Here is a 24706-nt window from a genome sequence, read left to right as displayed (position 1 = left end):
TATGAAAAATCAAATCATCATATATCTTTTTCTGCTTGCCGGATTTTCCTCCTGCGATACCCTTGTAACCGAAATTTCACCGGATAATTTACCCGGAGCGACATCAAAGCTGGTTGTTCAGTCCTTCATCTCCCCCCAGGCCGCGCGGATCAATGTAGTCGTTACCGAATCAATTCCGCTTTTTGGAGAATCCAGTTCCGGAAATTCTGTCGTAAAAAATGCGATTGTAAAGATTTCAGGCGGAGGTAAGGAAGTTGTTATACCCTTCGATTCCGCCAGCCAGCTTTACAGTATCGAAAGGACGAAGTTTACGATTGTAGCATCGGAAACATACAAGTTGTCTGTTTCCGATGGGCAGCGTTCCGTAACTGCTAGTTGCACCGTACCTACCAATCAGGTAACGATTAACTCGTATGTCATCGACACAGCCTATGTCAATCGGCGAAACGGGCTGGATACAGCATTAACAGTCAGGATGAGATGGCAGGATATCCCAGGAGAAACGAATTATTACCGTGTAAGAGCTAATATGGATGTTGAGTTTTCGGTGCTCGAAGGAGAAAACCCGGAAAACTTCGTTGAAAAACGAGTAAGAACACGTTTCAGTTTTCGCTGGGACGACGATAATGGACGAAGCGATTTTCAAAACGACATAAATCTCGACGGAACCTCTTTTACTTCTCCATTAGGAAGAGGATATTTACCTTCTTCGCTAATGTATATTGCAAGTGATGGAACCAGATATTATGCGCAGCAAAAACCTAAGTTAATTGCTTTGGTCATTGAAGTTAATAATACCGAAAAATCTTATTACGATTATCACAAAACGCTGGAACAGAATGACGATGACAATCCTTTTGCAGAACCCGTTTTAGTTTATAACAATGTGGAAGGCGGATTGGGATGTTTTGCCGCTTACAATAATAAACAAGTCATATACCGACCTTAAAATATCTCGCCTGATTGTTGGCAGTTTTAAAAAACTCAGGAATATATTGTGTTAATTTATAAATAAAATAGACAAGTCTGTTCGTTTACCAAATTTGCTTTGCCATGAAACATCATCCGATTTTACCCAAAGAACGAATTTTAGAAACAGCACTTCATCTATTTCATAAACAGGGTTATCACGCAACAGGCATCAATCAGATTATCAGCGATGCGGGAGTTGCAAAGGCGAGTCTTTATCTTCATTACAAATCCAAGGAAGAACTTGGCATTGAATACTTAAACGCCCGTCAGGAAATCTGGTTTGCCCAGCTAAAACTTTTTACCGACGAATCGAAAAAGCCAAAAAAGAAAATACTGGCAGCTTTTGATTTCCTTAACTTTATAAATGAAAAGGAAAGCTTTCGCGGATGTAGTTTTCTTAATATGCTTTCGGAAATCCAATCAGAAGAGACCAGATTATTGGCATCGATCCAAAACCATAAGACACAGCTTAGAGAATTTTTCCGGGAAATACTGCCAGAAGAAAAAGGCGAACATACCGATATAATTTATCTTTTATTTGAAAGCGCCATGACCGAAAGCCAGCTTTTCAAAAACCAATGGCCGGTAGAGAAAGCGAAACAGGCTGTCGCCGATTTGTTTAAACTTAAATACATTAAATAATTTCCATTACCAAGGAGGTTATACTTAAAGTGCCGCAATGAGGTTTTAGTACCTCACAATGCTTTTTCTTTCCCAAAAAACCAATATTCAAAACTTCTTTCCCCTACACCTGACGACGAGGGATTTAAGACATATCTAAATTAAAAACACACTTTCGAGTCAAATTTCATTCACAAAAAAGCACGACTCCAGCAAGGCATACTTTTTTTCTCTAAAAGTTACACTTCATCATAAAAACATGGATGTTGCCATGGAAAAGCAGGCCATGTCCTTTTTTATTCAGTATAATCTGTACTTAATCAATTTTGAGAAAGAATCATTTTTTTTCAAAAACCTTTAAGATTCAGTGGAATCAGCAGTTATACACAGCCGCATAATTTAAACCATAGGTTATGAAAAAAAAATATATTTCAACGTTTGAAACCATCAGATATACTTTTGGCTTTTGGGTGGCTTCTTCTCTTTTTCTCGCGGGGTGCGATCAAAATTCAGAAAAAGAGGCTGCGAAACTTAGTGGCAAATTCATCAACGAAACTTTTCTCAGGCAAGTGGCAGATTCCATCCCGGGACTTATCCCGGTCTATTGTTATCAGTTAACTTTCAACGGAACAGACAGCGTCGATATTCTATACGGCTTTGAACAAGCGAAGCTTGCCTACAAGAAGACGGGCAAAAAATATCAATTGGTTAAAGCGCTACAAGACCAGGATATGACATTTATTTTAAATAATGATAATAGTATAACTTTGATAGACAGTGCCTGGAACGGAACGAACAAAAACTCTGCGTTTAAAGAATCAAAGAGTAATTTTGTCACGGCTCTCAATGAGCAGATGATCGCAGGTGAATACAAAATTTACAGAAACGGTACGCAGACTTCGCAACGCGTTGTATTTAACGCAGATGGTACAGTAACAGGTCTGGAAAAATTTACTAATTATTCACTTTGTTACAGCGGCGACTGCGTAGGTGAAATTTATCCGATCTCTACAAGCATCACATTTAGTAATGAAAAAACGGAGACGGTCATGTATGCTTTTAAGATTGATAAGTCTAAGAAAACCCTTGGAATTTACCATATAGAGGCGCCGGTAAAAGATATCAAAGGAGAGCGGGCAGTCAAAGGCCTGGCTTTTGATTTGAGACAATAAATATTAAAATTAGAAACTGTTTCAGGGAAAATACATGAAAGAAATATTTGAATGGGAGCGCATGCTCTTGAATGAATTACCAGGACTATTTCTGTTCGAAGTAATATTCCGGTCGACAGTCATGTTCATCATTTTACTGCTCGTACTAAGAATTGCTGGTAAACGAGGCGTTAAACAATTGTCTATTTTTGAAACCGTCATCATCATTTCACTGGGTTCAGCTGCTGGTGACCCGATGTTTTATGAGGATGTTGGTCTTTTTCCTGCTATAACGGTTTTCATTACAATCATTTTACTGTATCGACTGGTTACCTGGCTGACTGCGAAATACAAAAAATTCGAAACCTTTATTGAGGGAGAAACGGTCTGTTTGATCCACGAGGGAAAGTTTTCTATCACTCAATTTAAGAAAGAGAGTCTGGCGCAGGACGAGTTCTTTTCTGAGCTGAGGCTAAAAAGTGTCGAACATCTTGGCCAGGTCAGAAACGCATATCTGGAATCTTCAGGTGAAGTCAGCATATTTTACTATGAAGATGACGATGTAAAACCTGGTCTCCCAATCCTGCCAGAACAGTTTAATCTTAAAAGCAAGACAATCAAGCACACTGGTTTACATTCCTGTTCATTTTGTGGAAACACGACAGAACAAAAACCAGGTATTGCGGTATGTTATACTTGTGGAAAAGAAGAATGGGTGCCATCAATTAAAACGATCCGAAAAACATAAAAGCCAGAAGCCACTTTTGAGAGGTGGCTTCTGGCTTTTATGTTAGCTTAATTTCCTTTAGATTGCAGAGCCAACAAGGCTGACAATACTGCCCAAAGATTTGCTGGAAGCCGTTGCAGCAAGCTTTCCGGCAACGCCTTTTTTATCCCGTCCCCCAACCGATTTTGTCGCTTCGCCAATCAATCCGCCCAATTTGCTTTGGGAATCAGACCCAAGAATTGACGATCCTGCTTTGATCAGGCCAAGATTGCTTGTCAGACTTGAAGCATTTCCAAGCAACCCCGACTCACCTTTCCCCAGCAGACTACTGATTCTGTTTGCACCAATCAACATTTTTACGGCACTGACGGCTTTTCCTAAAACTCCCGATTGGAGTTTTCCTCCCGAAGCGAGCGGAATCAGCGATTTGAGATCACCGGCCTTGCCTAATAACTTATCTTTCAGCGTTCCGTCCGAACCCTTTGCTTCACTTTCCAATGCAGCGCTTCCTTGCGTCAAAGCTTCCGCAGCAGCTGCATTATCTCCTTTGTCAGATAATAACACCGCCTTATCCAGCAAACCTTCGACAGACATGTCCTGTGCGAATGAAATTTGCGTTAAAAATAGCATGCATAAAGCAGCTGCAATGGTTAACATGTAATTCCTCATAACTTGTGTTGTTTGATGTGATGCTCTATTGACGCAGGAATATGCGAAAGGACACTTTTTTAGAAAAAATTTTAGTTAAACCGAAAAATCAGCAATTATAACTCGCTGCTTGGATCGACGCCATTGCGTACAGTTTTGGCGTTTGCTTTGGATACAGATTTGAGAAAGTACTGCTAAAATAGTATTCGCACATGGCTGCAACGACACTATTTCAGCGGCAATTTATTTTAACAATTTCTTTCTCAGTTCTTCCAGATGATCATCATTAAAATCATGGTGCGTCACGAAGCGAACCAGATTTTTGCCAAATGTCACTGCCAGAATTCCAGATTCACTCAACTTCCGGACGTAATCCTGAGCCGAGATTTCATGAGCAATACGAATAATAACAATGTTGGTATCAACCGGATAAATTTCTTCCACCTCGGATTTTTGCAGAAAAATTTCACCGATCGTCCTCGCCCGGTTATGATCTTCTTTGAGCCTTTGAATATGATTATCTAAGGCGTAAATACCAGCGGCCGCCAGAAAACCAGCTTGTCGCCAACCACCGCCCATCACTTTTCGGAAGCGTCTTGCCTTCGTAATTAGTTCCTGTGTACCCAGCAAGAGAGATCCCACCGGACAACCTAAACCTTTTGATAAACAAATGCTTATACTATCAAAAACTTCACCGTATTGTTTCGCTGATTCGCCAGTTTCAACTAATGCGTTAAAAAGGCGGGCTCCATCGAGATGAAAAGCCAGTTTATTTTGATCACAAACTGTGCTTATTTTACGGATCTCATTGAAATCATAATAACTTCCCCCTCCCTTATTCATCGTATTTTCCAGAGAAACCATCCGGCTGACGGTCGCATGGATATCCCCTTCAGGACTTACTGCATCGGCAACCTGCGAAGCATTAATCCGCCCCCGATCACCATCCAGCAGTTTTACAGACGAAAAAGAGTTCAACATAATCCCACCGCCTTCGTAAAGATAAATATGCGAGTTCTTATCGCAGATCACATCACTTCCCGGCTGCGTATGGACACGAATGGCGAGTTGGTTTGTCATCGTTCCCGAAGGACAAAACAAAGCTGCTTCCATACCAAATAAAGCTGCTGCTTTTTCCTGCAACGCATTTACCGTCGGATCGTCGCCCATCACATCATCACCAACAGGCGCGGCCCACATGGCTTCCTGCATTTCTTTCGTCGGGCGGGTGACGGTATCACTTCGAAGATCTATTGTCATTAAAAATAAATATTAAAAACAGATTTATTATAAAATAAAAGCGAGAAGTTATAGCCCGGTAGTGCACTTCATACGGCAAGTTTTAAAGATAACCAAGTCAAAATAAAAAGGGCGAATATTTTTAAATTCATTCCTTCACCGGATGGAAAAAGCCTTCCCTGAAGCTCCCGAATAGTAGCTTTACTTTTAAAATAACTTTCTTAAAGCAGGTAGCCCAAAATCTTATTATAAATTTTTACAAATTGAAATGAAAAAACTAGCTCTTCTAACCATTTTATCTCTCCTTATTCTGCCGTTGTATGCCCAGCAAGGCACTATCAAGGAAAGTCTGAAAGTCAAAAGCAAGCTGATGGGCAAAGAAATTAAATACAGTATTTATCTTCCTGCTGATTATGACAAAACCAACCGACGTTATCCGGTTTTATATCTTCTCCACGGTTATTCAGATGACGAAACTGGTTGGACTCAATTTGGACAGGCTCAGGAAATCGCTGACAAAACAATCAACAACGGAGATGCTCCCCCAATGATTATCGTAATGCCCGACGCCGAGGTGACCTGGTATATGAATACTTTCGACAATAAAGGCAGGTATGAAGATTTTTTCACCGAAGAATTTATTCCATATATTGATGCGAACTATCGGACAAGGGCAAAAAAGGAATTTCGTGCCGTTGCAGGCCTTTCGATGGGCGGTTTTGGAACCTTGCTTTATGCTGCAAAACATCCGGAATTATTCGCGGCAGCTTCTGCTTTAAGCGCTGCTGTCAGAACCGATGAAGAAATGATGGCCATGCCTGAAGAGCGTTGGGAAAATCGGTACGCAACCATTTACGGTCCCAATCTTAAAGGCAAAGCAAGACTTACCGATTTTTATTATAAAAATTCAATTTTAAAACTTGTAGAAACCATCAGTTCTGAAAAACTAAAAACAGTTCGTTATTATATCGATTGCGGCGACGATGACGCTTTGGTCACAGGAAATATGGTTCTGCATACGGAACTTATGAAAAAAGGGATTCCACATGAGTTTCGTGTGAGAGACGGCGCGCATACCTGGACTTACTGGCGTACGGCGTTACCGGAAGTTTTGAAATTTACCGGACAAAGTTTCCGTCGATAAGTTGGGCCAGACGTATATCCGGACATTATTCACAGACAAATAATGTCCGGATCATAGCTACTTCCAAACCCTGCGGTGCTGGTTATTCTTTTGGAAATTGAGCATAAAGGCACCCTCAAATACTGAACTTAATGATAACTTAGTTTTGGGTTGAGCTGTTTATCACAACGTTTCTTTCAGCCAGCTAAAAAATTCGTGCTGCCAAACTATGGCATTCTGCGCGCTCAACACCCAATGGTTTTCATCCGGGAGATAAAGCAACTTGCTTTTAATACCTTTCAACTGTGCAGCCTGAAATGCCTGCAGACCTTGTTCAATTGGGACACGATAATCTTTTCCTCCTTGAATAATAAAAATTGGCGTATTCCATTTATCCACAAAATTGCTTGGAGACTGGCTGAAAGATCGTTGTGCAACGGCATTCTTTTTATCCCAGTATGGACCGCCTTTTTCCCAGTTTTCAAAAAATACTTCGTCGGTGGTCCCATACATGCTTCGGAAGTCGAAAATACCGTCGTGTGAAATGAAAGTTTTAAATCTTCCCTCATGTTCACCTTCAAGAGCGAATACAGAAAATCCTCCAAAACTCGCTCCAACACAACCCAACTTATTTTTATCAACATAAGGTTCCTTTGAAACCGCATCAATCGCACTGAGATAATCCCTGATTACCTGCCCGCCCCAATCTTTGCTCACCTGCTCGTTCCATTGCGTGCCATGTCCAGGCATACCGCGACGGTTCGGCGCCACGACAATATATCCCTGAGAAGCCATCAACTGAAAATTCCAACGATAAGAATAAAACTGCGTCAACGCTGCCTGCGGGCCACCCTGGCAATAAAGTAATGTCGGATACTTTTTGGCAGGATCGAAATTCGGTGGGTATATCACCCAAACGAGCATTTTTTTGTTATCCGTTGTAGTCACTAATTTGCGCTCGGTTTTACACTTTGCCAGTGAATTATTCACCTGGTCGTTGACATGGGTCAACGGCTTCATTGTGCCATCGTTGATGTCAACGGTGAACAATTCTGCCGCGTTGTTCATATCATTTCTTGAAACAACAAGTGTGTTCCCAACTTGTCCAACGACGCCGGTAATATCAAAATCTCCTTTTGTTATCTGGACAATGTTTACGGCGATTTTAGTCAGTCCGGGATAATTCACCTTGAATAACTGAACCGTTCCGTCGATCGGCGCCCAGAAAAAAATCGTGCGGTCATCTTCTCCCCACTTGAATCCATCCACATGGATATCGTCACGTTGCCCTGTCAGATTGATCTTAAAATTTCCATTTGAAACAACGATATCCTGCTTATCCGATTCGTAGCCGTCTCTCTTCATCTGCAACCATGCAAGCTGGCCTTTTGTATTATACGCAGGCGCCACATCGTAACCTTTGTTATCTTCTGTCAGGTTTTTTGTCGTGCCTTTTTCAATATCGTATTCAAAAAGGTCGGTGTTGGTACTCACAGCATAATCAGTTCCGAACTTCTTTTTTGTAACATACAAAACATGTTTACTGTCTGGATTCCAGATAAAATCTTCGTCTCCGCCAAATGGCTTTTGCGGGCAGTCAAATGCCTCCCCAGCCATAATATCTTTTCCTTCACCTGCCTTTCCATTGACAAGCGGCGAGACGAACACATGGTCAAACTTGCCGTCTTCCCAGGTATCCCAATGTCGGTAGTTTAGCGAGGTAAAAACATATGCATTGGATTTTTTGAGATCAGGATACTTATCTGATCCGATTATATCTTTTATTTTGACTGCATCACTGCTAAGGATATATTTTCCGTCTGATGAAATTTTATCGTTCGCTATTATATTTTCCGTACTTGTAATTTCAGTTGCCGCACCGCCCGTAACCGGAATACTGTACAATTTTCTGGTACTTTTGTTTTCTTCGACATTCGGCGTGCTGACAGAATAGATAACGTTCTTTTTGTCTTTCGATAACCCTATACCCGAAACACGGCCAAGTTTCCAAAGCTGCTCGGCTGTTAGTAAATTCTGAGCCCGGGCCCCGAATGAGATCAGCACCAAACCAGCTGCATACAAAATTTTCTTCATGTTTTTATTGATGATTTTTATCGAAAGAGAAATTTTCATCGCTCCTCCGGGAGAATAATTCAAAACGTGAAATTAGGGGTTAGGCTGGGAAATCAAAAATTCTCCCGAAACACCCGATACCACTAAAACCCTAATATCCCCAAAAACCGGTAATCACAAAAAACCGGTAATCACCAAAAAACCGGATACCATAAAAAACCGGATATCACAAAAAACCCCGGGCGATGCCCGGGGCTAAGATAGTAACCCTTTCAGGGTGAGTTTTGGTCAGCCTCGCATTTCCTCCATTAGTTTTTGGATTATCCCTACGGTTTTTTCGGTTTGTTCTTTGCTTGGGGTGGTATCCCAATTTCCTACAATACCGTTACTCCCTATATATATTCCATCTTTTCTGGAAATAAAATTCGCACCTTGTGTATACAATTTGTAGTTGATATCGCTCTGGGGAATCAGGCAGGAAAGTTGTCCGGATACAGGCGTTAATTCCTGATCGTTGAAAACCGGTTTTGCTCCTAAACCCATACAATTTACCACCACTTTTTCCGGTAAGGCATCAATATCCTCCAGAGATTTGATCTCCTGGATTTTTATTTTTCCGCCAAACATCACGAAATCTGTCAATTGATGACGTAGGTAAGATGGAATGTTAAACATAAGATTTGTTCTTCTGGTAACGTGATCAGCATTGAATGGGTGCTCTTTTGCTGTCAATTTAACGCGTTCCGGTATCAATCCGTGAATTTCAAAATCTTCCCCGCCTGCTCCCGGGATGTAAACCGGCTCTTTCTGGAAAACGCCGTATTCTTCCGCCCAGCAAGCAATATCATTCATGCCCAGCAGAAATTGGAAGCGCCGGAACGAGAAACGTGTTGCATCTTCCCAAATCGTTTTAAACTCTGGTTTCGCCACCTTCACGTCACAAACCCGTGAGGCCGGCGACCAGGTTCCAGTTGCAAGGTTACTAGTAATATTCGGCGGAACGTCTTTTGTATAAATTGTGACTTCACAACCGCTTTCCTGTAACAAACGAGCAGTTGCAATTCCAACCGTTCCACATCCCAGCATCGCAACTTTTTTCTCGTTAGTCGCCAATACCATTTTTCGAGCCATATTTCCGGTTCCCCAGGATAATGACCAGCCGCTCCCGCCATGTCCGTAATTATGCACGATCGTTTTGCTTCCTAACTGCTCCGTTTCAATACGTGGTCCGGAAGGGCGAAATGGCCGCAAGCCCACCGTTTCCTTTACAATACGATCCATAGAAAGACGCAGTTTCGGAATCTCGTGATAGCCTCGACTGATATGGAAATGTTTGTCCGGGTAAGTTAGTTGAGTTTTAGGTGCGCAGGAAGTAGCAACAGCGCCAAGTGCCAGACTGGCTGGAACAGCTTTTTGAAAAAAGTTTCTACGGTTCATTTGAAAGGGAGTAATAGGACGTTTCAAACGAAAATTAGTCAACACTCTACTCTATTACAAATTTAATATTGTTCAAAACTAATATTTCAGAATTTAAATAAAATAATATTATATTTAATACAATAATAACATTGCATAATACCAGTAACGCAATATTTTACAACACTATTAAATATTGTTATTCCTTTGTCAATGACGGCGGCGCATCGCTTGCCGCAGTGCCCCATTTTTCGTTCGGATATGTTCCCATTTCAAGGATAAGCTCACCACCAGCGGTAATTTCCTGATGCGACAAAAAGGTTTTGGTGAATGGTTTTCCATTCAATTTCGCCGACTGAATATACTGTGCCTCCTCAGAAACGCCATTTGCTTTCATTTTAAACATCTTGCTTTTTGAAAATTGGAAAATAACTTCTTCGAAAAGGGGAGTTCCAAGCACGTAGTAAGGCGTTCCTGGTGTGACGGGATATAAGCCTGCCATACTAAAAGCCAACCAGGCCGACATTTGCCCACCATCTTCATTACCGCTCAACCCACCAGGCGTTATATCATATTCCTCACGAATAATATTCCGCACCTGTTTCTGCGTTTTCCATGGCTGTCCAACATAATTATACAGATAGGAAATCTGGTGATTCGGCTCGTTTCCATGCCAGTAGTATCCCTGCTGAAAAAGCGTATCCAGTTTACTGATAAATGCTTTATCTCCTCCAACAGCTTTCTTCAGACCGGCAATATCCTGGGGAACAAACCAGGTGTATTGAGCCGGCGACCCTTCGGTGATAAAACTTGAACGCTTTTCAAACGGATCAAATGATTTTATCCAACTGCCGTTTTCATACCTTCCACGTGCATATCCGGTCCTGGGGTCGATCACATTTTGGTAATTCAAAGACCGTTTTCTCAGTAAAGCTGCATCTTCGTTATGCCCTAATTCCTCTGCCAGAACAAAAAGACAAAAATCATCGTAAGCATATTCCAGCGTCCGGGAAACTTGTTCGCGTTTATGAAAAGCCTGCCAGACACTATCTTCCAGCGGAATGTAGTTGTATTTCAGATAAGAGCTCAGCGCCCTTCTTCCCTTTCCTGCCTCATAACTTTTCGGATCACTGTTTGCATCAAAAGCATTTTTCCGCAGATATTGATACCCTGATTTTACATCAAAGTTTCGTACATTTTTAACATATGCATCCGCCATAACAGACATAACGTGATCTCCAACCATGGCAGCCGTATAGCTATTCCAGCAGGGGAATATGGGCATCCAGCCACCTTGCTCCGCTTTTTTCACCAGCGATTGCATCATGTCTCCTGATTTTTTTGGTTCTAAGAGAACATTTAAAGGCATGGACGCACGGAAGGTATCCCACATACTGTAATCGCAATAATAATCGAAGCCATCCGCTTTTTGGAGCGGCGTTCCTCCGGCAAACGATGGATACTGGCCATCAACATCAGAATATAACCGTGGCGATAATTTTGTCCTATATAGAGCACTGTAAAACAGAATCTTATCTTTTTCACTGCCTGTCACCTTTATCTTTCCAAGCGCGTCGTTCCACTGATTTTCAGTAAAGCGTCTTACGGCGTCGAAACTTTTCCCCGCCTGCTCTTTTTTAAGATTCGCCCTAGCGCCCTCCAGACTTGTAAAAGACGTGCCTATCTGTACAATTACGGCCCTTTCTTTGGTCCCAAAGCCTACATAAGCACCCAGCTTTTCTCGCTTTCCCTTACCCGCTCTTGTTCTGCCCATCGGCACAATCGTATCCGATTCCCACACACCATACTGTGTAAACGGCGTATCAAATTTTAAGACAAAATATCCGCTGAACCCTGCGGGCTGTCCTGACCCCTGATATATTCGATGAACAGGGTTATAACCTACAATTTCTCCTCTTTCCGGAAAAACTTCAACAAAACCTTCACCTTCGTCGCTGTTTGGCTCAATGACGATGAAATTCTCCTTTCCTTCTTTATAGGTAAACCGTAACATCGCTGAACGAGCCAGAGATGTTACTTCTGCATTGATCTGGTAATCATCTAAGGTAACACTATAATAAGCTGGTGTTGCGATTTCAGTTTCATGCCGGAAACCGGATGCGCGTTTTTCAGGATTAACGATAAGTTCTCCGGAAAGCGGCATGACCGTCAGCGTTCCATAATCCTGAACACAGGAACCATTAAGCCAGTGTGTGCCGCGAAAACCCTGAAAATGAGTGTCGGCATAATAATAAGGAGCGATACATTTTGTCTCGGTTGATCTTGTCTGCGGTGTCCACTGGGTCATTCCATAAGGTGTTCCAACGGCTGGCATAGTCTGGCCCTTCAACTCGCTTCCCGCTTCGCTATGCATTTTGGCACTTTTTGTTGTGGCCGGCGCTGTACCAATTCTCGTTTCCACATACTGGATCGGCAATTTCTGCGCGTTGGAAAAATGAATAATCATCATGAATCCTGCCAGGAAAGCGCCTGATAATTTAAAAAAATTGAAGTACATATTAAAATTCAAATGTTTGATATTAGCCGGATTATCGAAAATTGATCTTAGACTCGAAGCCTAAATTATCAACTTATCTATTAATAACTAACTTTACGGCCAAAGCTACTTGTTAGACGAATAAATATACTGTTGCCCTTATGAATCTTCATACGATCGATACCGGTTATTTTAAACTTGACGGCGGTGCCATGTTTGGGGTTGTTCCAAAAACGCTGTGGAACAGGCACAATCCGGCGGATGACAAAAATCTTTGCAGCTGGGCTATGCGGTGTTTACTGATTGAAGATGGCGATAAACTGATCCTTGTCGATACAGGCTTAGGGGATAAACAAGATGAAAAATTCTTCGGTTTTTACGATCTGCACGGCGATGCAACACTGATCAAATCGATAAACAGCGCTGGCTTCAAACCGGAAGACATTACCGATGTTTTGCTAACACATTTACATTTTGACCATGTTGGCGGCGCCGTAAAATACAATGCAGACCGATCTGCTCTTTTACCAACGTTTCCGAATGCAACCTACTGGTCAAATGAATCTCATTGGGAATGGGCGACAAATCCGAATCCGAGGGAAAAGGCTTCTTTCCTGAAAGAAAATATTCTTCCAATCAAGGAATCAGGTCAGCTCAAATTTATTGAGAAAGGAATTTCACCCTTCGGAAATATTGAATTTATTCACGTGGATGGTCATACGGAACAAATGATGCTCCCGGTTATTTCCTATAAAAACCAAAAGATCATTTACGCTGCCGACTTGATACCATCGTCTTTTCACCTTCCGCTTCCCTGGGTCATGAGCTATGACGTTCGACCCTTATTGACGATGCAGGAGAAAGAAAATGTGTTGAAAAAGGCTGTGGAAGAAAATTATATTTTACTGTTCGAACACGATCCGGTGTACCAGGCAGCAACCGTGGAACAAACGGAGAAAGGTATAAGGATTTTGGAAAGAGGTGATTTAGGGAATTTTTTATAGTACCCAGAATAAAAACTCTGTGAAACTTCCCACAAAAACTTCTTAATTCTGCGTTTAAACAAAATGAGGAAAATTGCACTAGTCTTATCAGGTGGCGGGGCCCGCGGTATTTCTCATATCGGTGCGATCAAGGCACTTGAAGAATTTGGAGTCAAACCAGATATCATCAGCGGCACTAGTGCAGGCGCATTCGTTGGCGCGCTGATCGCTTATGGATATACTTCTGACGAAATATTTGAAATGATCCTGAAAACAAGATTCAGTTCCTATTTAAGATTTGGTTTCAGCTCCTTAGGACTTCTTAAAATTGACAGAGTTGAAGAAATACTGAAAAAATATATCCCTGAAAATTCATTTGAATCGCTAAAAATTCCTTTGATCGTAACCGCAACAGATCTCCATGCAGGTGAAGAAGTTACGTTTCGAAAAGGAGAATTGGGAAAAGTTGTCCTGGCATCATGCTGCCTGCCTGGTATATTCAAACCACTGCATTGGCAGGGCCGCGATTTGATTGACGGAGCCATTTTCAATAATCTGCCCGTTGCGCCGGTTGAAAAGGAAGCGGATTACATTATTGGTATTCATTGCAATCCGCTGCTTTTTTCAAAACCCTCGTCGCATATGCATCAGATCACATACAGGAGTATAAGAATGGCGATGCGGCAGAAGGCCAAGGCCAGTCTTGACCGTTGCGATCTCCTTATCGAAGCCCCTGAACTAAGCACGTTCAACACATTCGATTTTCGAAAGGCACAAAAATTATATGACATCGGTTATAAGTATACCCGGGAATTGCTGGCGGAAAAAAGAATAGCTTTCTAAGCGGTCAATTTTAGCAGTCGGATATCAGATTTCAGTCGTGAAATTTTAAAATAATGACTTAAATTTATTTTATAATTGCTATCACTGCCTTGCTGTTTCATTATCTGGACCTGACGGCCGACTGCCGACAACCGACAGCCGTCTAACTACCCAATTTCCAACATTCTCTCCCTGCGTCCATCCATTTTCCACAGCGTCCATAAAGTGGATTCCCCCATAGAATCTTGATAAACCGGATTCTTTTGCAGCATCATTAAAAGATCTGAATTTTCTGGCTTTTAATCCGAAGCGTTCCTCGACAGTATCTGTATATGCAAAATTATCTCCAAAATAATGCGTCAGGATTATAGCTGCGGCCGATGAAACGACCGAATGTCCACTCAAATATTCAGGAAACGGCGGTGTTTGCAAAAACGGTTTCCAGTTAGAATCAATGTATTTCCGGATAACCGTTTCCGGCCGAATACGGTTACTTCTGTATTTTTCATCCCAGCAGGCCATAAATCCATCCATCAGTCCAACAGAGACCGCTGTGGTGACTAACATAGATTTTGAAAAATCAGCCTTTGCCTGTTTGCATGCGATGTCCGTAATACCGATCCAATGCGCTCCGGGAGATATTTTTTTCATTCCAACCAACAAGTGGCCCTTGTTTTCCAAAGCAAATGGATTGCAATCCCAGAATGCAGCCGTGATCTTCGCTTCACCTTCTGGTTTTACGTTGTAGTTGGCAAGCATCATTTTATAAAATGCAGAGTTTTTATCCTCTGAAAATGGTGCAGGAGCGGCTGGTTTGAACTGCGAAGATGAATCGAGCGTAAATGGTCGCACGGTTTTAAAATAGGGTTCGACAGGTGGAAAATATCCCGGAGGTGTCGGATACCAGCTACCTTTGGCTTCGTTCGGAGCATAACGCGGGAAATTACTTATCCTGTTATATTTATCAGCTTTTGCATATTTTAAAATCTGCTTGCTTATACCTGTGCCATAGGCGGCTGACCCGGCAATTACTTCTTCACTAAAACCCAGAGTTCTGCACGAATCCAGCAACCGGTCCTGATATTTTTGAAGCATCATACCACCCGACGGCTGCATTTTTTTTGCGGTTTCCAACATTGCCAAAACCGCGCTCAACTGATAAGAGTATTGAGTGACTCCCTCTGGTTTTATGACTTCGGGGAATTCGTTCAGAATGCCGTGCATCGTTTTGTACGCGGAATCATTTTGGGTAACGACTTCATATCCTGCCAGACAAGCATAGGAATAAAAACGTGCAGCCAATGGTGGATTTGTAACATCATGCACCATTACATCCGTCATTTGACTGGTAACCTGCCCAATGATCGCGCCATTCAGCTGAGGAGATTTTTCGCCTTTTTTATTACAACCTATTAAAAATGTTATGATTAATATCGGGAGGTATAACCGGATTTTCATTTCTTAGTGACTTTATAAGCTTTCAGCTCCTGCTGATTAATTCCAAACAAAAGTGCATTTCCGATCGGCAGAACACTGCGAACGTCACCCTTTAATGCAAAACCTGACTTATTTTGTGGTATATAATTAAAATTCCCTTTTCCGTCTCCTTTCAGTAGAACGCCGTAATTTGCATCATACTTTCCAAACCGGAGACGTGCTCTGTTACTGTTTCCACAGAACAATAAATCTTTCTTACCATCCTGGTCAAAATCATATGCTGTGATGGTATAAACAGGCGATGACTGAACTTCAAGCGGCAGTGGTTTTTCCTTTAATTTACCAGCTGCGTCGCTTTCAAAATAAGCCGTTTTCAAGAAATTGGACTTCAAATGCGAAGCACCTTCCAGCTCTTCTTTCGTAAATATATCGGTCAAAGTTGCATCAGCATAGCTTTTATAATCCTGAAACCTGGTTCTCATAATACTCATCTGATCAAGCATTTCATCACGGGTCACATAAGGATAACTCTTTCCCTGAATATAAAATGACAAAATCGGATCGACTGAACCGTTATCGTCGAAATCCTTGTAAATCATTTCAACCGGCTCCGCATCGCTGGCTTTGCACTGCGTATTTAATCCAATGTTTCCGGCAACGATATCCGGTTTTCCATCGCCATTGATATCTTCTACCAGAATTTTATTCCACCAGCCACTATATGATTTGTCAAAATAGTCGGACCTCTTGTTTGTCAGTTTCCCGCCATTATTTAGCAAAACTGTAATCGGCATCCATTCTCCTGCCAAAACCAGATCTGGCTTTTTATCACCGTTCATATCTGTCCACGCTGCGTCGGTAACCATACCAATTTTTTCCAGTTCCGGGCAAACAGCCGCCGTCTGATCGGTAAACTTCCCCTGTCCGTTATTAATCAAAACATAACTTCTGGGAGTTTCCGGATATCTTCCCGGAATAACCCGTCCGCCAACAAATAAATCAGGTTTTCCATCTCCGTTAATATCAGAAACCCGAACACAGCTTTTACTGAAAAGCATTTTTGGTAAAGCATCTGCCGCTTTTGTGAAGTTCCCTTTTCCGTCATTGATGTACAACCGATCCTGCAATAAAGGATCTTCCGGCAGAAAATTCGAGTATCCGCCGCTTGCCACATACAAATCTATAAAACCATCACCATTGGCGTCAAAAAATGCAGCGTCAGTATCTTCGCTTTGCTTATCTGCTTCAAAGGCTAAAACAGGTTTTGTAATAAAAGATCCATTTTTTTGCTGCAAAAATAATTTACCCGCTTCTCCATAACCTCCTCCAATGTATACATCTTCCAGTTTGTCACCATTTACGTCACCTTTCGTCAGGTTAGGATTTGAGAATGAAACGGCATTTACCATCAGCGGCTGACGCTTGAAGTCGTTGATTTTATTTGCGGGATGTTTATATGCAATGGGTGCAGAAACCTGCTGAACCAACGGCGCCACGGGTGAAGGAATAGCCATTTTTCCAGTCGCATTTTTTTCTGATAACGTCAGCAGCTGATCTGCTTTGGGGGAATTAATTTTTTCCTGTTTTCCACTTGGCCAGACAATTTTCAGTGAATCAACAGAGGCTGAACTACCTAATCCAAAATGGAGAATCGGAGAAACGCTGGACTGATATCCACGCGTGGGCATTTGTTCAAGATATTGTTTTTCACCTTTTTGATAAATGGTGACCTTAGCTCCGGTTCCAATTGTGTTTTTTCCTTCTCCCTGCAATTTCAGCTTCAGATAATGATTTTTGAGCTGTTTGCTCCCTTCATTCTGGTAAACAAATGCTGGAAGATTGATATTGTTCACGATCAGATCAAGATCTCCATCGTTATCCAAATCCGCATATGCAGCGCCTCCGCTATTGGAAACCTGCCCCAAACCCCAGTTTGCAGCGACGTTATTGAAGGTTAAGTCTTTGTTATTTTTGAACAGATAATTGGTCATATTGGAAGACGGCATTTGATATACCAGTTCCAGAATATCTTCGCGGCGAACCTGCCCTTCTTTTCTTTTCAAATGGTCACCCATATATTTCACAAAATCCATGTTTGTAAAATCGCGCAGGTTTCCGTTGGTTATGAAAAGGTCTTTCCAGCCGTCGTTGTCGTAATCGGCGAATAACGGCGCCCAACTCCAATCCGTATTCGAGACTCCTGATAGTTGCCCGATTTCTGAAAACACCGGCGTCACGGATTTCCCGGCCGTACCGCCTGATGTGCCCGCATTCAGTTGCAGCATATTCCGCATATACTGATGATGAAAACCCATTTTGACATTGAAATCGAACAACTCGTAATTGTCAAGCCCAACGAGAAGTTTTTGCCTTCGGTTATCTTCCGGCAACATGTCCAGTGTGAAAATATCGGGCAAACCATCATTATTAAAATCAGCAATTTCGTTACCCATGGACGAGTGTGAGGTATGGCCGAGGCCTTCTGCCGCCACATCGGTAAATGTTCCGTTTTTGTTATTGATATATAAAAAATCCGGTACAGAATAATCGTTCGAAATATACAGATCAGGCCATCCGTCCATATTAATATCCGACACGCCGACACCTAATCCATAACTCAAAGCAGAACTCTGAATTCCTGCTCTATTGGTAACATCTTCAAAAACCGGCTCCTTATTTCCCGACATATTATTACGGAAGAGCCGCGCACCTGCCGAAGAATCTTCTTGTTTAAGAAGTTGCGCAGTCGATGATTCATCTAAGATTGGTAAAGCTTTTGGATTATGATTTAAAAGAAACATATCAAGATCGCCGTCTCTGTCATAATCGAAAAAAGCTGCTTGTGTGCTAGTGGAAGAATTTGCCAGTCCGTATTGCTCCGCTTTTTCCTCGAATTGCGGGACACCCGAACCGTTTGGTCCTTTATTAATAAATAGCTGGTTTTTTAATTTTTCAGGAGATAAACTTCCTGAATAACATACGTACATATCCAGCAGACCGTCGCCATTTACGTCTGCCATTGTAACGCCCGTTTTCCATGGACCTTCCCGCCCAGCCGCGCCGGAGACTGTTGTGATATCTTCAAACTGCATATTCCCCTTGTTCAGGTATAGCTTGTTTGAAACCATATTTCCTGTGAAATATATATCATCCAGACCGTCTCCGTTCAGGTCTCCTACTGCTACGCCGCCTCCATTGTAAAAATATTCATACATCAGGACGTTGGTATTCAAACCTTCGGTCAGCGTATTGGTAAAATCTATTTTAGTTTTTTCCGCCGGAAGCAAAGTAAAAAGCTGCGGACCGGTTTCAGTGACTTTTTTTTCCTCAGATTTTTCTGATTTACTGCAACCGGCTAGTGATATAACGATGATAAAAAGAAGGGAGGCTGGGCGCAAGCCATTTTTTAGTTTCATGATTGAAACAGATAATTTAAAAGTATTAAAAAAAGAAACTATGCCTGCGTAAAAGCGAGGCATAGTTTCGGGTTACTCTTTTACAAGATCAAGATAAGAAATTCTTAATATCCAGGGTTTTGAGTAAGTAAATTATTTCTATTTATTTCGTCTTGGTTGAATGGACGGAAATACATTTTATCTACCCATTGACGATTTTCATGTTCTTTATTCTCCACCGGCGTGTAAGTATAAGTATACACAGATTCGTCATACTTATAAGGTTCACGCATTGACTGGCCAGCTTTGAATTTACCTGACACAGTAACAAATGTCAGAGGTCTTCCAAGCGTATTTTTTGCAATCATCCAACGTCTTGCATCGTAATAACGTTGTTCTTCGTAAGCCATTTCAATTCTTTTTTCGTGACGATATGCTTCTTTCAAAGCAGCTCCTGAAACCGTTAATGCAGGCATTCCGGCACGGAAACGAATTTTGTTCAACCATTGAAGTGCGGTTGCATCTTCGCCTAACTCAATAAGTGCCTCAACATAATTGAACACTACTTCCGTATGGCGGAGGAAAGGCCAAGGGATATTCTGACGATCCGTGTTATCTACCAAATCAGGGTTTGGATCGATAAATTTACGCATGTAGTATCCTGTACGGCTACCATTCCAATCTTCGATTGAACTGCTTCTTGTATCCAAACCTTTTCTGTTAATCAATGCGCCTGCATCATCCAGAAGATCATAAGAACCTGTCTGAATCTGGTTAGCCGGATCAACATTTCCAGAAATTTTATTACGTGGTTTCCAGTCTGCGCCGTCGTACATGATACTTGCGTAAAAACGCGGGTCACGATTTTTATAAGGAGCTGCTGCATGCGTAGGATTTGTCCACCGGAAAGGCGTACCATCCATCATTTCATAATCATCAACCAATAAACCGATCGGTGTATTTCCTGCCCAGTTGTGGTATCCGTTAGGTCCGTTATTCAAACCTGTCTGGCGTCCACCTTCACTTTTGCCAGGAATAAAGTAACGTCCAAGGATCAGATCGCTGGAAGCAGAAGCGTCCAAAGTTTTATCAGCGCTGCCGCCGCCCATGGCCAGAGAAATGTAGTTAATTCGGCCTTGTTCAGGAGTAACCGGAGCAGTCAGGTTCAGTTTATACCCACCACCTGCATCGATAACCTCTTTCGCAGCTAATCTTGCAGCTTCCCAGCGCGCCTTGCGGTCGCCGCTCAGATATCCAAGATATTCAGGTTTTGTATATGCAGCAAGAACACTTGAATTCGCCTTTGCTGTTGGAACGTCATACAAATCGCTCGCAGCGTAAAGCAAAACACGTGATTTCAACGCTTGCGCAGCTAATTTAGATGCACGGCCTGATTCCATCGTTTTGCCAGTTAACAAAATGGCAGAGCTATCGCAATCCTTCACAATAAAGTTTACACATTCCTGATATGTGTTGCGAGGCACTTTGTAATCCTCACCCAGACCGTAAACTTTTGTTACCAACGGAACCGCTCCGTAGATGCGTACCAATTGCTGGTAAAAATAAGCCCGCATGAAGTATATCTCACCTTTCAAGCGATCTTTCAGAGTCTGATCCTGGAAAGAAGTTGGCAGATTAAGATTTGACAAAGCAAGGTTGCAGGCACGGATACGTGTGTACATCGGGCTCCATTTGTAGGTATCATCTTCCCATCCTGTTGCGGACGGGCTTAAGCTACCTTCATTAATGGTGTTGATGTTTCTACCTGTGTGCGTAAATGTAGCTTCGTCGGTAAGGGATGCTAACATCTGTTCCGAAAAACCACCCTGCTGAAAGCCATTGTAAATTTCGTTTACAAAGGCAGTCGATAAAGCAGGATCTTTCCATACAAGATCTGCCTGGATTTCAGTTAGCGGCTCCTGGTCCAAAAAGTCTGTTTTACAGGAAACGATACCGCCACCGGCAAGTAATGCGAGAAGTACTATATTTTTATAATTGAATTTCATGCTTTATATTCTTTAAAATGACACGCGTACACCCATGTTAATAATTTTCGACTGTGGATAATATTGTCCGCTGTTGTTAGTGGACTCCGGATCCCAGACTTTGATTTTATCCCAAGTGAACAGGTTCAAACCATTTGCATAGATACGGAAAGATCCGATACCCAATTTCTTTCCAATTTCCGATGGCAAGTTATAGCCAATTTCGATATTTTTAAGACGCAGGTAGTTGTTGCTTTTCAGGAAGTAAGTATTTGCAGCTGCTCCACCGTTGTTGAAATCAGTATTTGTATAATACGTATTGTTACGGTTAGCCAAACGAGGATAATCGCTGTTTGGATTGTCAATTGTCCAGCGACGATCGTAAGCATATTTCAAATAGTTACCGATATCACCCGATTCTGTCAAACCTACATACTGCAAACCACCTGTTGCACCCTGGAACAGAATAGAAAGGTCGAAAGCCTTATAACCAACGTTGATTGTTGCACCACCGGTGAAAGTTGGACGTTGTGTTTTATCCTGACGCACTCGGTCGAACGACGTAATCGCACCATCACCATCAACATCCTTGAATTTCATGTCACCCGGGCGAAGGTTTGCTGTCAAAGCTGAGTAGTCGACACTATTTGCATCGATAGCCGCCTGATCCTTGAACACTCCGTCAAATTCGTATGCAAGGAACGCCTGATACTGCTTGCCTGTTGTTCTCTGGTAATCTCTAACGCCAGGTGTCTCATCCCAGAAAGTGATCTGGTTTTTAGCATATCCACCATTTACACTGAACGAGTAAGTAAGATCGTTGTGGCTTCCGTCATAACTAACTTTAAATTCATATCCGCTGTTTTTCATTTTACCCAAGTTCACAGGAGGAAGTTTTCCGTCCATACCCGCACTTGCTGGTGTAGAACCTGTTTGCTGAATAAGGATTTTAGAACGAACGTTGTAAAAATAATCAAACTCGAAACTGATCTTGTCGTTCAGCAAAGTTCCTTCGATACCGAAGTTGCTGTTGTTTGCAACTTCCCAAGTAAAGTTGTTATTCTGAACACGTGCTTCGTAAAGTGATTTAGCAACCTGGTTGTTAAGAATGTAAGAACTGAATGACATCGTTGGAAGATACTGGTATTCAGCCAATCTTGAACTGTTAGGCAAATAAGCTTCCGCTCCCATTTGTCCCCACGATCCACGCAATTTAACGTTGTTGACAAACTTGATATTGTTTTTCCAGAAATCTTCTTCTGATACGCGCCATCCCGCAGAAACCCCGGGGAAGAAACCGAAACGACCATTTTTCGGGAAAATGTACGATCCATCCACGCGCCACAAGAACTCTGCAAGATATTTTTCTTTGTAGTTATAACCTGCACGTCCGAAATAACTCAAACGGGCACGCTGATAAAGATCAGTGTTATTGTATGTTACGCCATTAACCGTTTCGCTTCCTGAGTTACCAATATTTTGTTCAAGGTCACCGCCGGCATAAAGCTGATCAGCAACTGGCGAGATAAAATAACGACGGTAAGCGAAGAAACCATCTGCATCTACTTTTTCACGCTGAACACCTGCCATTACATTGAAAGCATGTGCTCCAAAAGCTTTATCGTAATTGATTTGCCCGGTAAGCAAGACAGATAACTCCTGAGAAGATGTTTCTGTAAGTCTTGGATCGGTAAAAGTAGAACGAACAGAACCTGTCAAGACTGGCGTAACGCCATCCGCTTCGTAAGATTTCTTATCCCAGTAGTAAAGTGTCCAGGGTTTCGCAAAAGATTTTTGACGACGCATCAATTTATCGATTGCAGCAGAACCCGTCACTTTCAATCCTTTTACGCCAGGGATCAAAACTTCAACAGATCCGTTTGTCTGTACAAAATCCTTTTTATCATTGTTGTAACCTGTCTGGTTAGTTGTGATAATCGCCGGGTTTTGACCATTTTCAATATCAGGACCTGGCAAACCATTTGGCCATAACGCAATCTCAGTAGGCTTTCCACGCATTAACATACGGAAAATGTCGCCTGCGCCGCCACCATTCGGGAAAAATCTAAATTCTTCTCTTGCAGCGATACCTAATTTAGCGGTAACATATTTGTTGATCTGTGCATCCAGGTTAATCCGTAGGTTATATTGTTTGTAACCCGTTGCAGAATTTTTGTAAATACCATCCTGGTTGATATAACCCAAAGAAGCAAGGTATTTCACGTTTTCACTACCACCGATCAATTGAAGGTTGTGACGTTGCTGAGGAGACCATGCCTTGATAACTTCTTTATACCAGTCTGTGTTTGGATGAAGAAGCGGATCAGATCCATCTCTGAATTTCTGAACATCGTCTGGTGTGAAAATTGCATTTACAACTTCTTTGTTATCTGTTCTCGTATAACTTCCAGTGGTATTGAAACCTTGGAAAGCTCCTTGCCACTGACCGACAGGAAGATCGTCATAGATTTTTAGCTCGTTACGAATTATGGCATATTCCTCAGCAGACGCCATTTTCGGAGTCCGTGTAGGACGGGCAAGACCGAAGTTATAATCGTAAGAAATCTGAGGCTTACCTGATTTACCACGTTTTGTTGTAATAAGGATTACCCCGTTACCCGCACGTGATCCATAAATCGCAGCTGCTGCATCTTTCAAAACCGAAACGCTTTCGATATCAGCCGGGTTGATACGATCCAAACCACCACTACGGTTAGGAACACCATCCACAACGATCAAGGCATCACTGTTACCCAATGAGTTGGTACCACGGATACGGATTGCAGATCCGTCATACCCTGGCTCACCACTCGACTGAACCGCAGATACACCTGGAAGACGGCCACCCAATGAGTTGGAAAGGTTGGCCGAAGGTGCTTTTTCAAGTTCAGTACCTTTAACAGCAACAACCGAACCGGTTACTGTTGCTTTTTTTGCAGTACCATAACCTACAACAATTACCTCATTCAAAGACTTTATGTCTGTGGCAAGTGTAACATCTAAAACAGATTTGTTGTTAAGTGGAATTTCTTGCGTCAAATAACCGATAAAAGAAAATACAAGCGTACCATTTGCATCAGGTACACTAACGGTGTAATTTCCATCAATATCAGTAACAGTTCCGGCAGTCGTTCCTTTAACGACCACACTCACACCCGGCAGCCCCTGGCCTGTGTCATCTTTGACTTTACCCTTCACGTTGGACTGAGCAAATGCTCCAAGCGCCACGCCAAAGGCAAGAAAGAGAGAAAGAACATATCGTCCGGAAAGACGATACTTACATTGAGTATTAATTCTCATAGATTAATTGGTAAGTAATAAAATAGATTGCGTAAAAACGTGCACTTTTTCTCCTAAAACGGAGATCAGAAGACAAAAAAACTCCTACAAAATCTGGTGTCTGAATTACACAATTTTGCAGACGTCAAAAATGTAAAATTATTGCATTTGCTATGGGTTAAATGTGATAAAAAGGTTAATTCTAAAATTGCATTTTGAGGTGATTGCAAGTAAGAAACCAGTATCCTACATAATTATATTAAATAAGTACCCTAAAATCATTTCTACTCATTCTCATGTACAAAAAGATATTAAATACTTCACAAAAAAAAGCGTTC

16 protein-coding genes are annotated in these 24706 nt (G+C 42.0%); 7 read left to right on the top strand and 9 right to left on the bottom strand.

Going from position 1 to position 24706, the window contains the following annotated elements; translation table 11 throughout:
• The first annotated feature begins 1 nt into the window (after position 1).
• The 4 genes from BMY70_RS25145 (at position 2) to BMY70_RS25130 (ending at position 3492) form a co-directional block, all read left to right on the top strand.
• Positions 2 to 949 carry a DUF4249 domain-containing protein gene (locus BMY70_RS25145; protein ID WP_090339767.1) on the top strand — a complete coding sequence of 316 codons (948 nt, stop codon included), beginning with the start codon at positions 2 to 4 and terminating at the stop codon, positions 947 to 949.
• A gap of 104 nt (positions 950 to 1053) precedes the next feature.
• Positions 1054 to 1614, top strand: coding sequence for a TetR/AcrR family transcriptional regulator (locus BMY70_RS25140; RefSeq protein ID WP_090339765.1), 561 nt, complete (start codon positions 1054 to 1056; stop codon positions 1612 to 1614).
• A 392-nt stretch (positions 1615 to 2006) separates the two neighbouring features.
• Complete coding sequence (locus BMY70_RS25135) at positions 2007 to 2765, top strand: hypothetical protein (RefSeq protein WP_090339762.1); 759 nt, start codon at positions 2007 to 2009, stop codon at positions 2763 to 2765.
• A gap of 34 nt (positions 2766 to 2799) precedes the next feature.
• A complete protein-coding gene (locus BMY70_RS25130; RefSeq protein ID WP_090339759.1) occupies positions 2800 to 3492 on the top strand; it encodes a DUF421 domain-containing protein in 693 nt (230 codons plus the stop codon).
• Between the two features lie 57 nt (positions 3493 to 3549).
• On the opposite strand, the gene BMY70_RS25125 is transcribed toward BMY70_RS25130, so the two are convergent.
• Together BMY70_RS25125 and BMY70_RS25120 are read right to left on the bottom strand one after the other, a co-directional pair.
• Entirely contained in the window at positions 3550 to 4140 is a 591-nt protein-coding gene (locus BMY70_RS25125) for a hypothetical protein (RefSeq protein WP_143072159.1), read from the bottom strand.
• 222 nt (positions 4141 to 4362) lie between these two features.
• The gene (locus BMY70_RS25120) at positions 4363 to 5379 is read right to left on the bottom strand and encodes a threonine aldolase family protein (protein ID WP_090339753.1); all 1017 of its coding nucleotides are present in this window, start codon (positions 5377 to 5379) and stop codon (positions 4363 to 4365) included.
• A gap of 247 nt (positions 5380 to 5626) precedes the next feature.
• Between BMY70_RS25120 and BMY70_RS25115 the strand changes: the two genes are divergently transcribed.
• Positions 5627 to 6502, top strand: a complete 876-nt coding sequence (locus tag BMY70_RS25115; protein WP_090339750.1) for an alpha/beta hydrolase — start codon at positions 5627 to 5629, stop codon at positions 6500 to 6502.
• Between the two features lie 162 nt (positions 6503 to 6664).
• On the opposite strand, the gene BMY70_RS25110 is transcribed toward BMY70_RS25115, so the two are convergent.
• From BMY70_RS25110 to BMY70_RS25100, 3 genes are all read right to left on the bottom strand, one after another.
• Positions 6665 to 8638 (bottom strand): S9 family peptidase, encoded by a 1974-nt coding sequence (locus tag BMY70_RS25110; protein ID WP_229209771.1) that lies wholly within the window; start codon positions 8636 to 8638, stop codon positions 6665 to 6667.
• Positions 8639 to 8842: 204 nt separating this feature from the next.
• Positions 8843 to 9991, bottom strand: a complete 1149-nt coding sequence (locus BMY70_RS25105; RefSeq protein WP_090339747.1) for an FAD-dependent oxidoreductase — start codon at positions 9989 to 9991, stop codon at positions 8843 to 8845.
• A 178-nt stretch (positions 9992 to 10169) separates the two neighbouring features.
• The gene (locus BMY70_RS25100) at positions 10170 to 12488 is read right to left on the bottom strand and encodes a GH92 family glycosyl hydrolase (RefSeq protein ID WP_090339744.1); all 2319 of its coding nucleotides are present in this window, start codon (positions 12486 to 12488) and stop codon (positions 10170 to 10172) included.
• Positions 12489 to 12628: 140 nt separating this feature from the next.
• Between BMY70_RS25100 and BMY70_RS25095 the strand changes: the two genes are divergently transcribed.
• Together BMY70_RS25095 and BMY70_RS25090 are read left to right on the top strand one after the other, a co-directional pair.
• Positions 12629 to 13471: an MBL fold metallo-hydrolase gene (locus BMY70_RS25095; protein ID WP_090339741.1), complete on the top strand. Its 843-nt coding sequence runs from the start codon at positions 12629 to 12631 to the stop codon at positions 13469 to 13471.
• Positions 13472 to 13534: 63 nt separating this feature from the next.
• The gene (locus tag BMY70_RS25090) at positions 13535 to 14293 is read left to right on the top strand and encodes a patatin-like phospholipase family protein (RefSeq protein WP_090339739.1); all 759 of its coding nucleotides are present in this window, start codon (positions 13535 to 13537) and stop codon (positions 14291 to 14293) included.
• An 81-nt stretch (positions 14294 to 14374) separates the two neighbouring features.
• Here BMY70_RS25090 and BMY70_RS25085 read toward each other — a convergent pair whose 3' ends face one another.
• The 4 genes from BMY70_RS25085 to BMY70_RS25070 all read right to left on the bottom strand — a co-directional run bounded on the left by BMY70_RS25085 (position 14375) and on the right by BMY70_RS25070 (position 24389).
• The gene (locus BMY70_RS25085) at positions 14375 to 15730 is read right to left on the bottom strand and encodes a vanadium-dependent haloperoxidase (protein ID WP_090339737.1); all 1356 of its coding nucleotides are present in this window, start codon (positions 15728 to 15730) and stop codon (positions 14375 to 14377) included.
• Positions 15727 to 19125 carry a VCBS repeat-containing protein gene (locus BMY70_RS25080; protein ID WP_090339872.1) on the bottom strand — a complete coding sequence of 1133 codons (3399 nt, stop codon included), beginning with the start codon at positions 19123 to 19125 and terminating at the stop codon, positions 15727 to 15729. The genes BMY70_RS25085 and BMY70_RS25080 overlap by 4 nt, the downstream gene beginning before the upstream one ends.
• A 104-nt stretch (positions 19126 to 19229) precedes the next feature.
• Positions 19230 to 21110, bottom strand: coding sequence for a RagB/SusD family nutrient uptake outer membrane protein (locus BMY70_RS25075; RefSeq protein ID WP_090339734.1), 1881 nt, complete (start codon positions 21108 to 21110; stop codon positions 19230 to 19232).
• Between the two features lie 12 nt (positions 21111 to 21122).
• A complete protein-coding gene (locus BMY70_RS25070) occupies positions 21123 to 24389 on the bottom strand; it encodes a SusC/RagA family TonB-linked outer membrane protein (protein WP_090339731.1) in 3267 nt (1088 codons plus the stop codon).
• Between the last annotated feature and the right edge of the window lie 317 nt (positions 24390 to 24706).

It is taken from the genome of Dyadobacter koreensis, assembly GCF_900108855.1.
Classification (GTDB): Bacteria; Bacteroidota; Bacteroidia; order Cytophagales; family Spirosomataceae; genus Dyadobacter; species Dyadobacter koreensis.
Note: the sequence above shows the minus strand (reverse complement) of the source record. Positions and strands in the feature narration are given on the sequence as shown.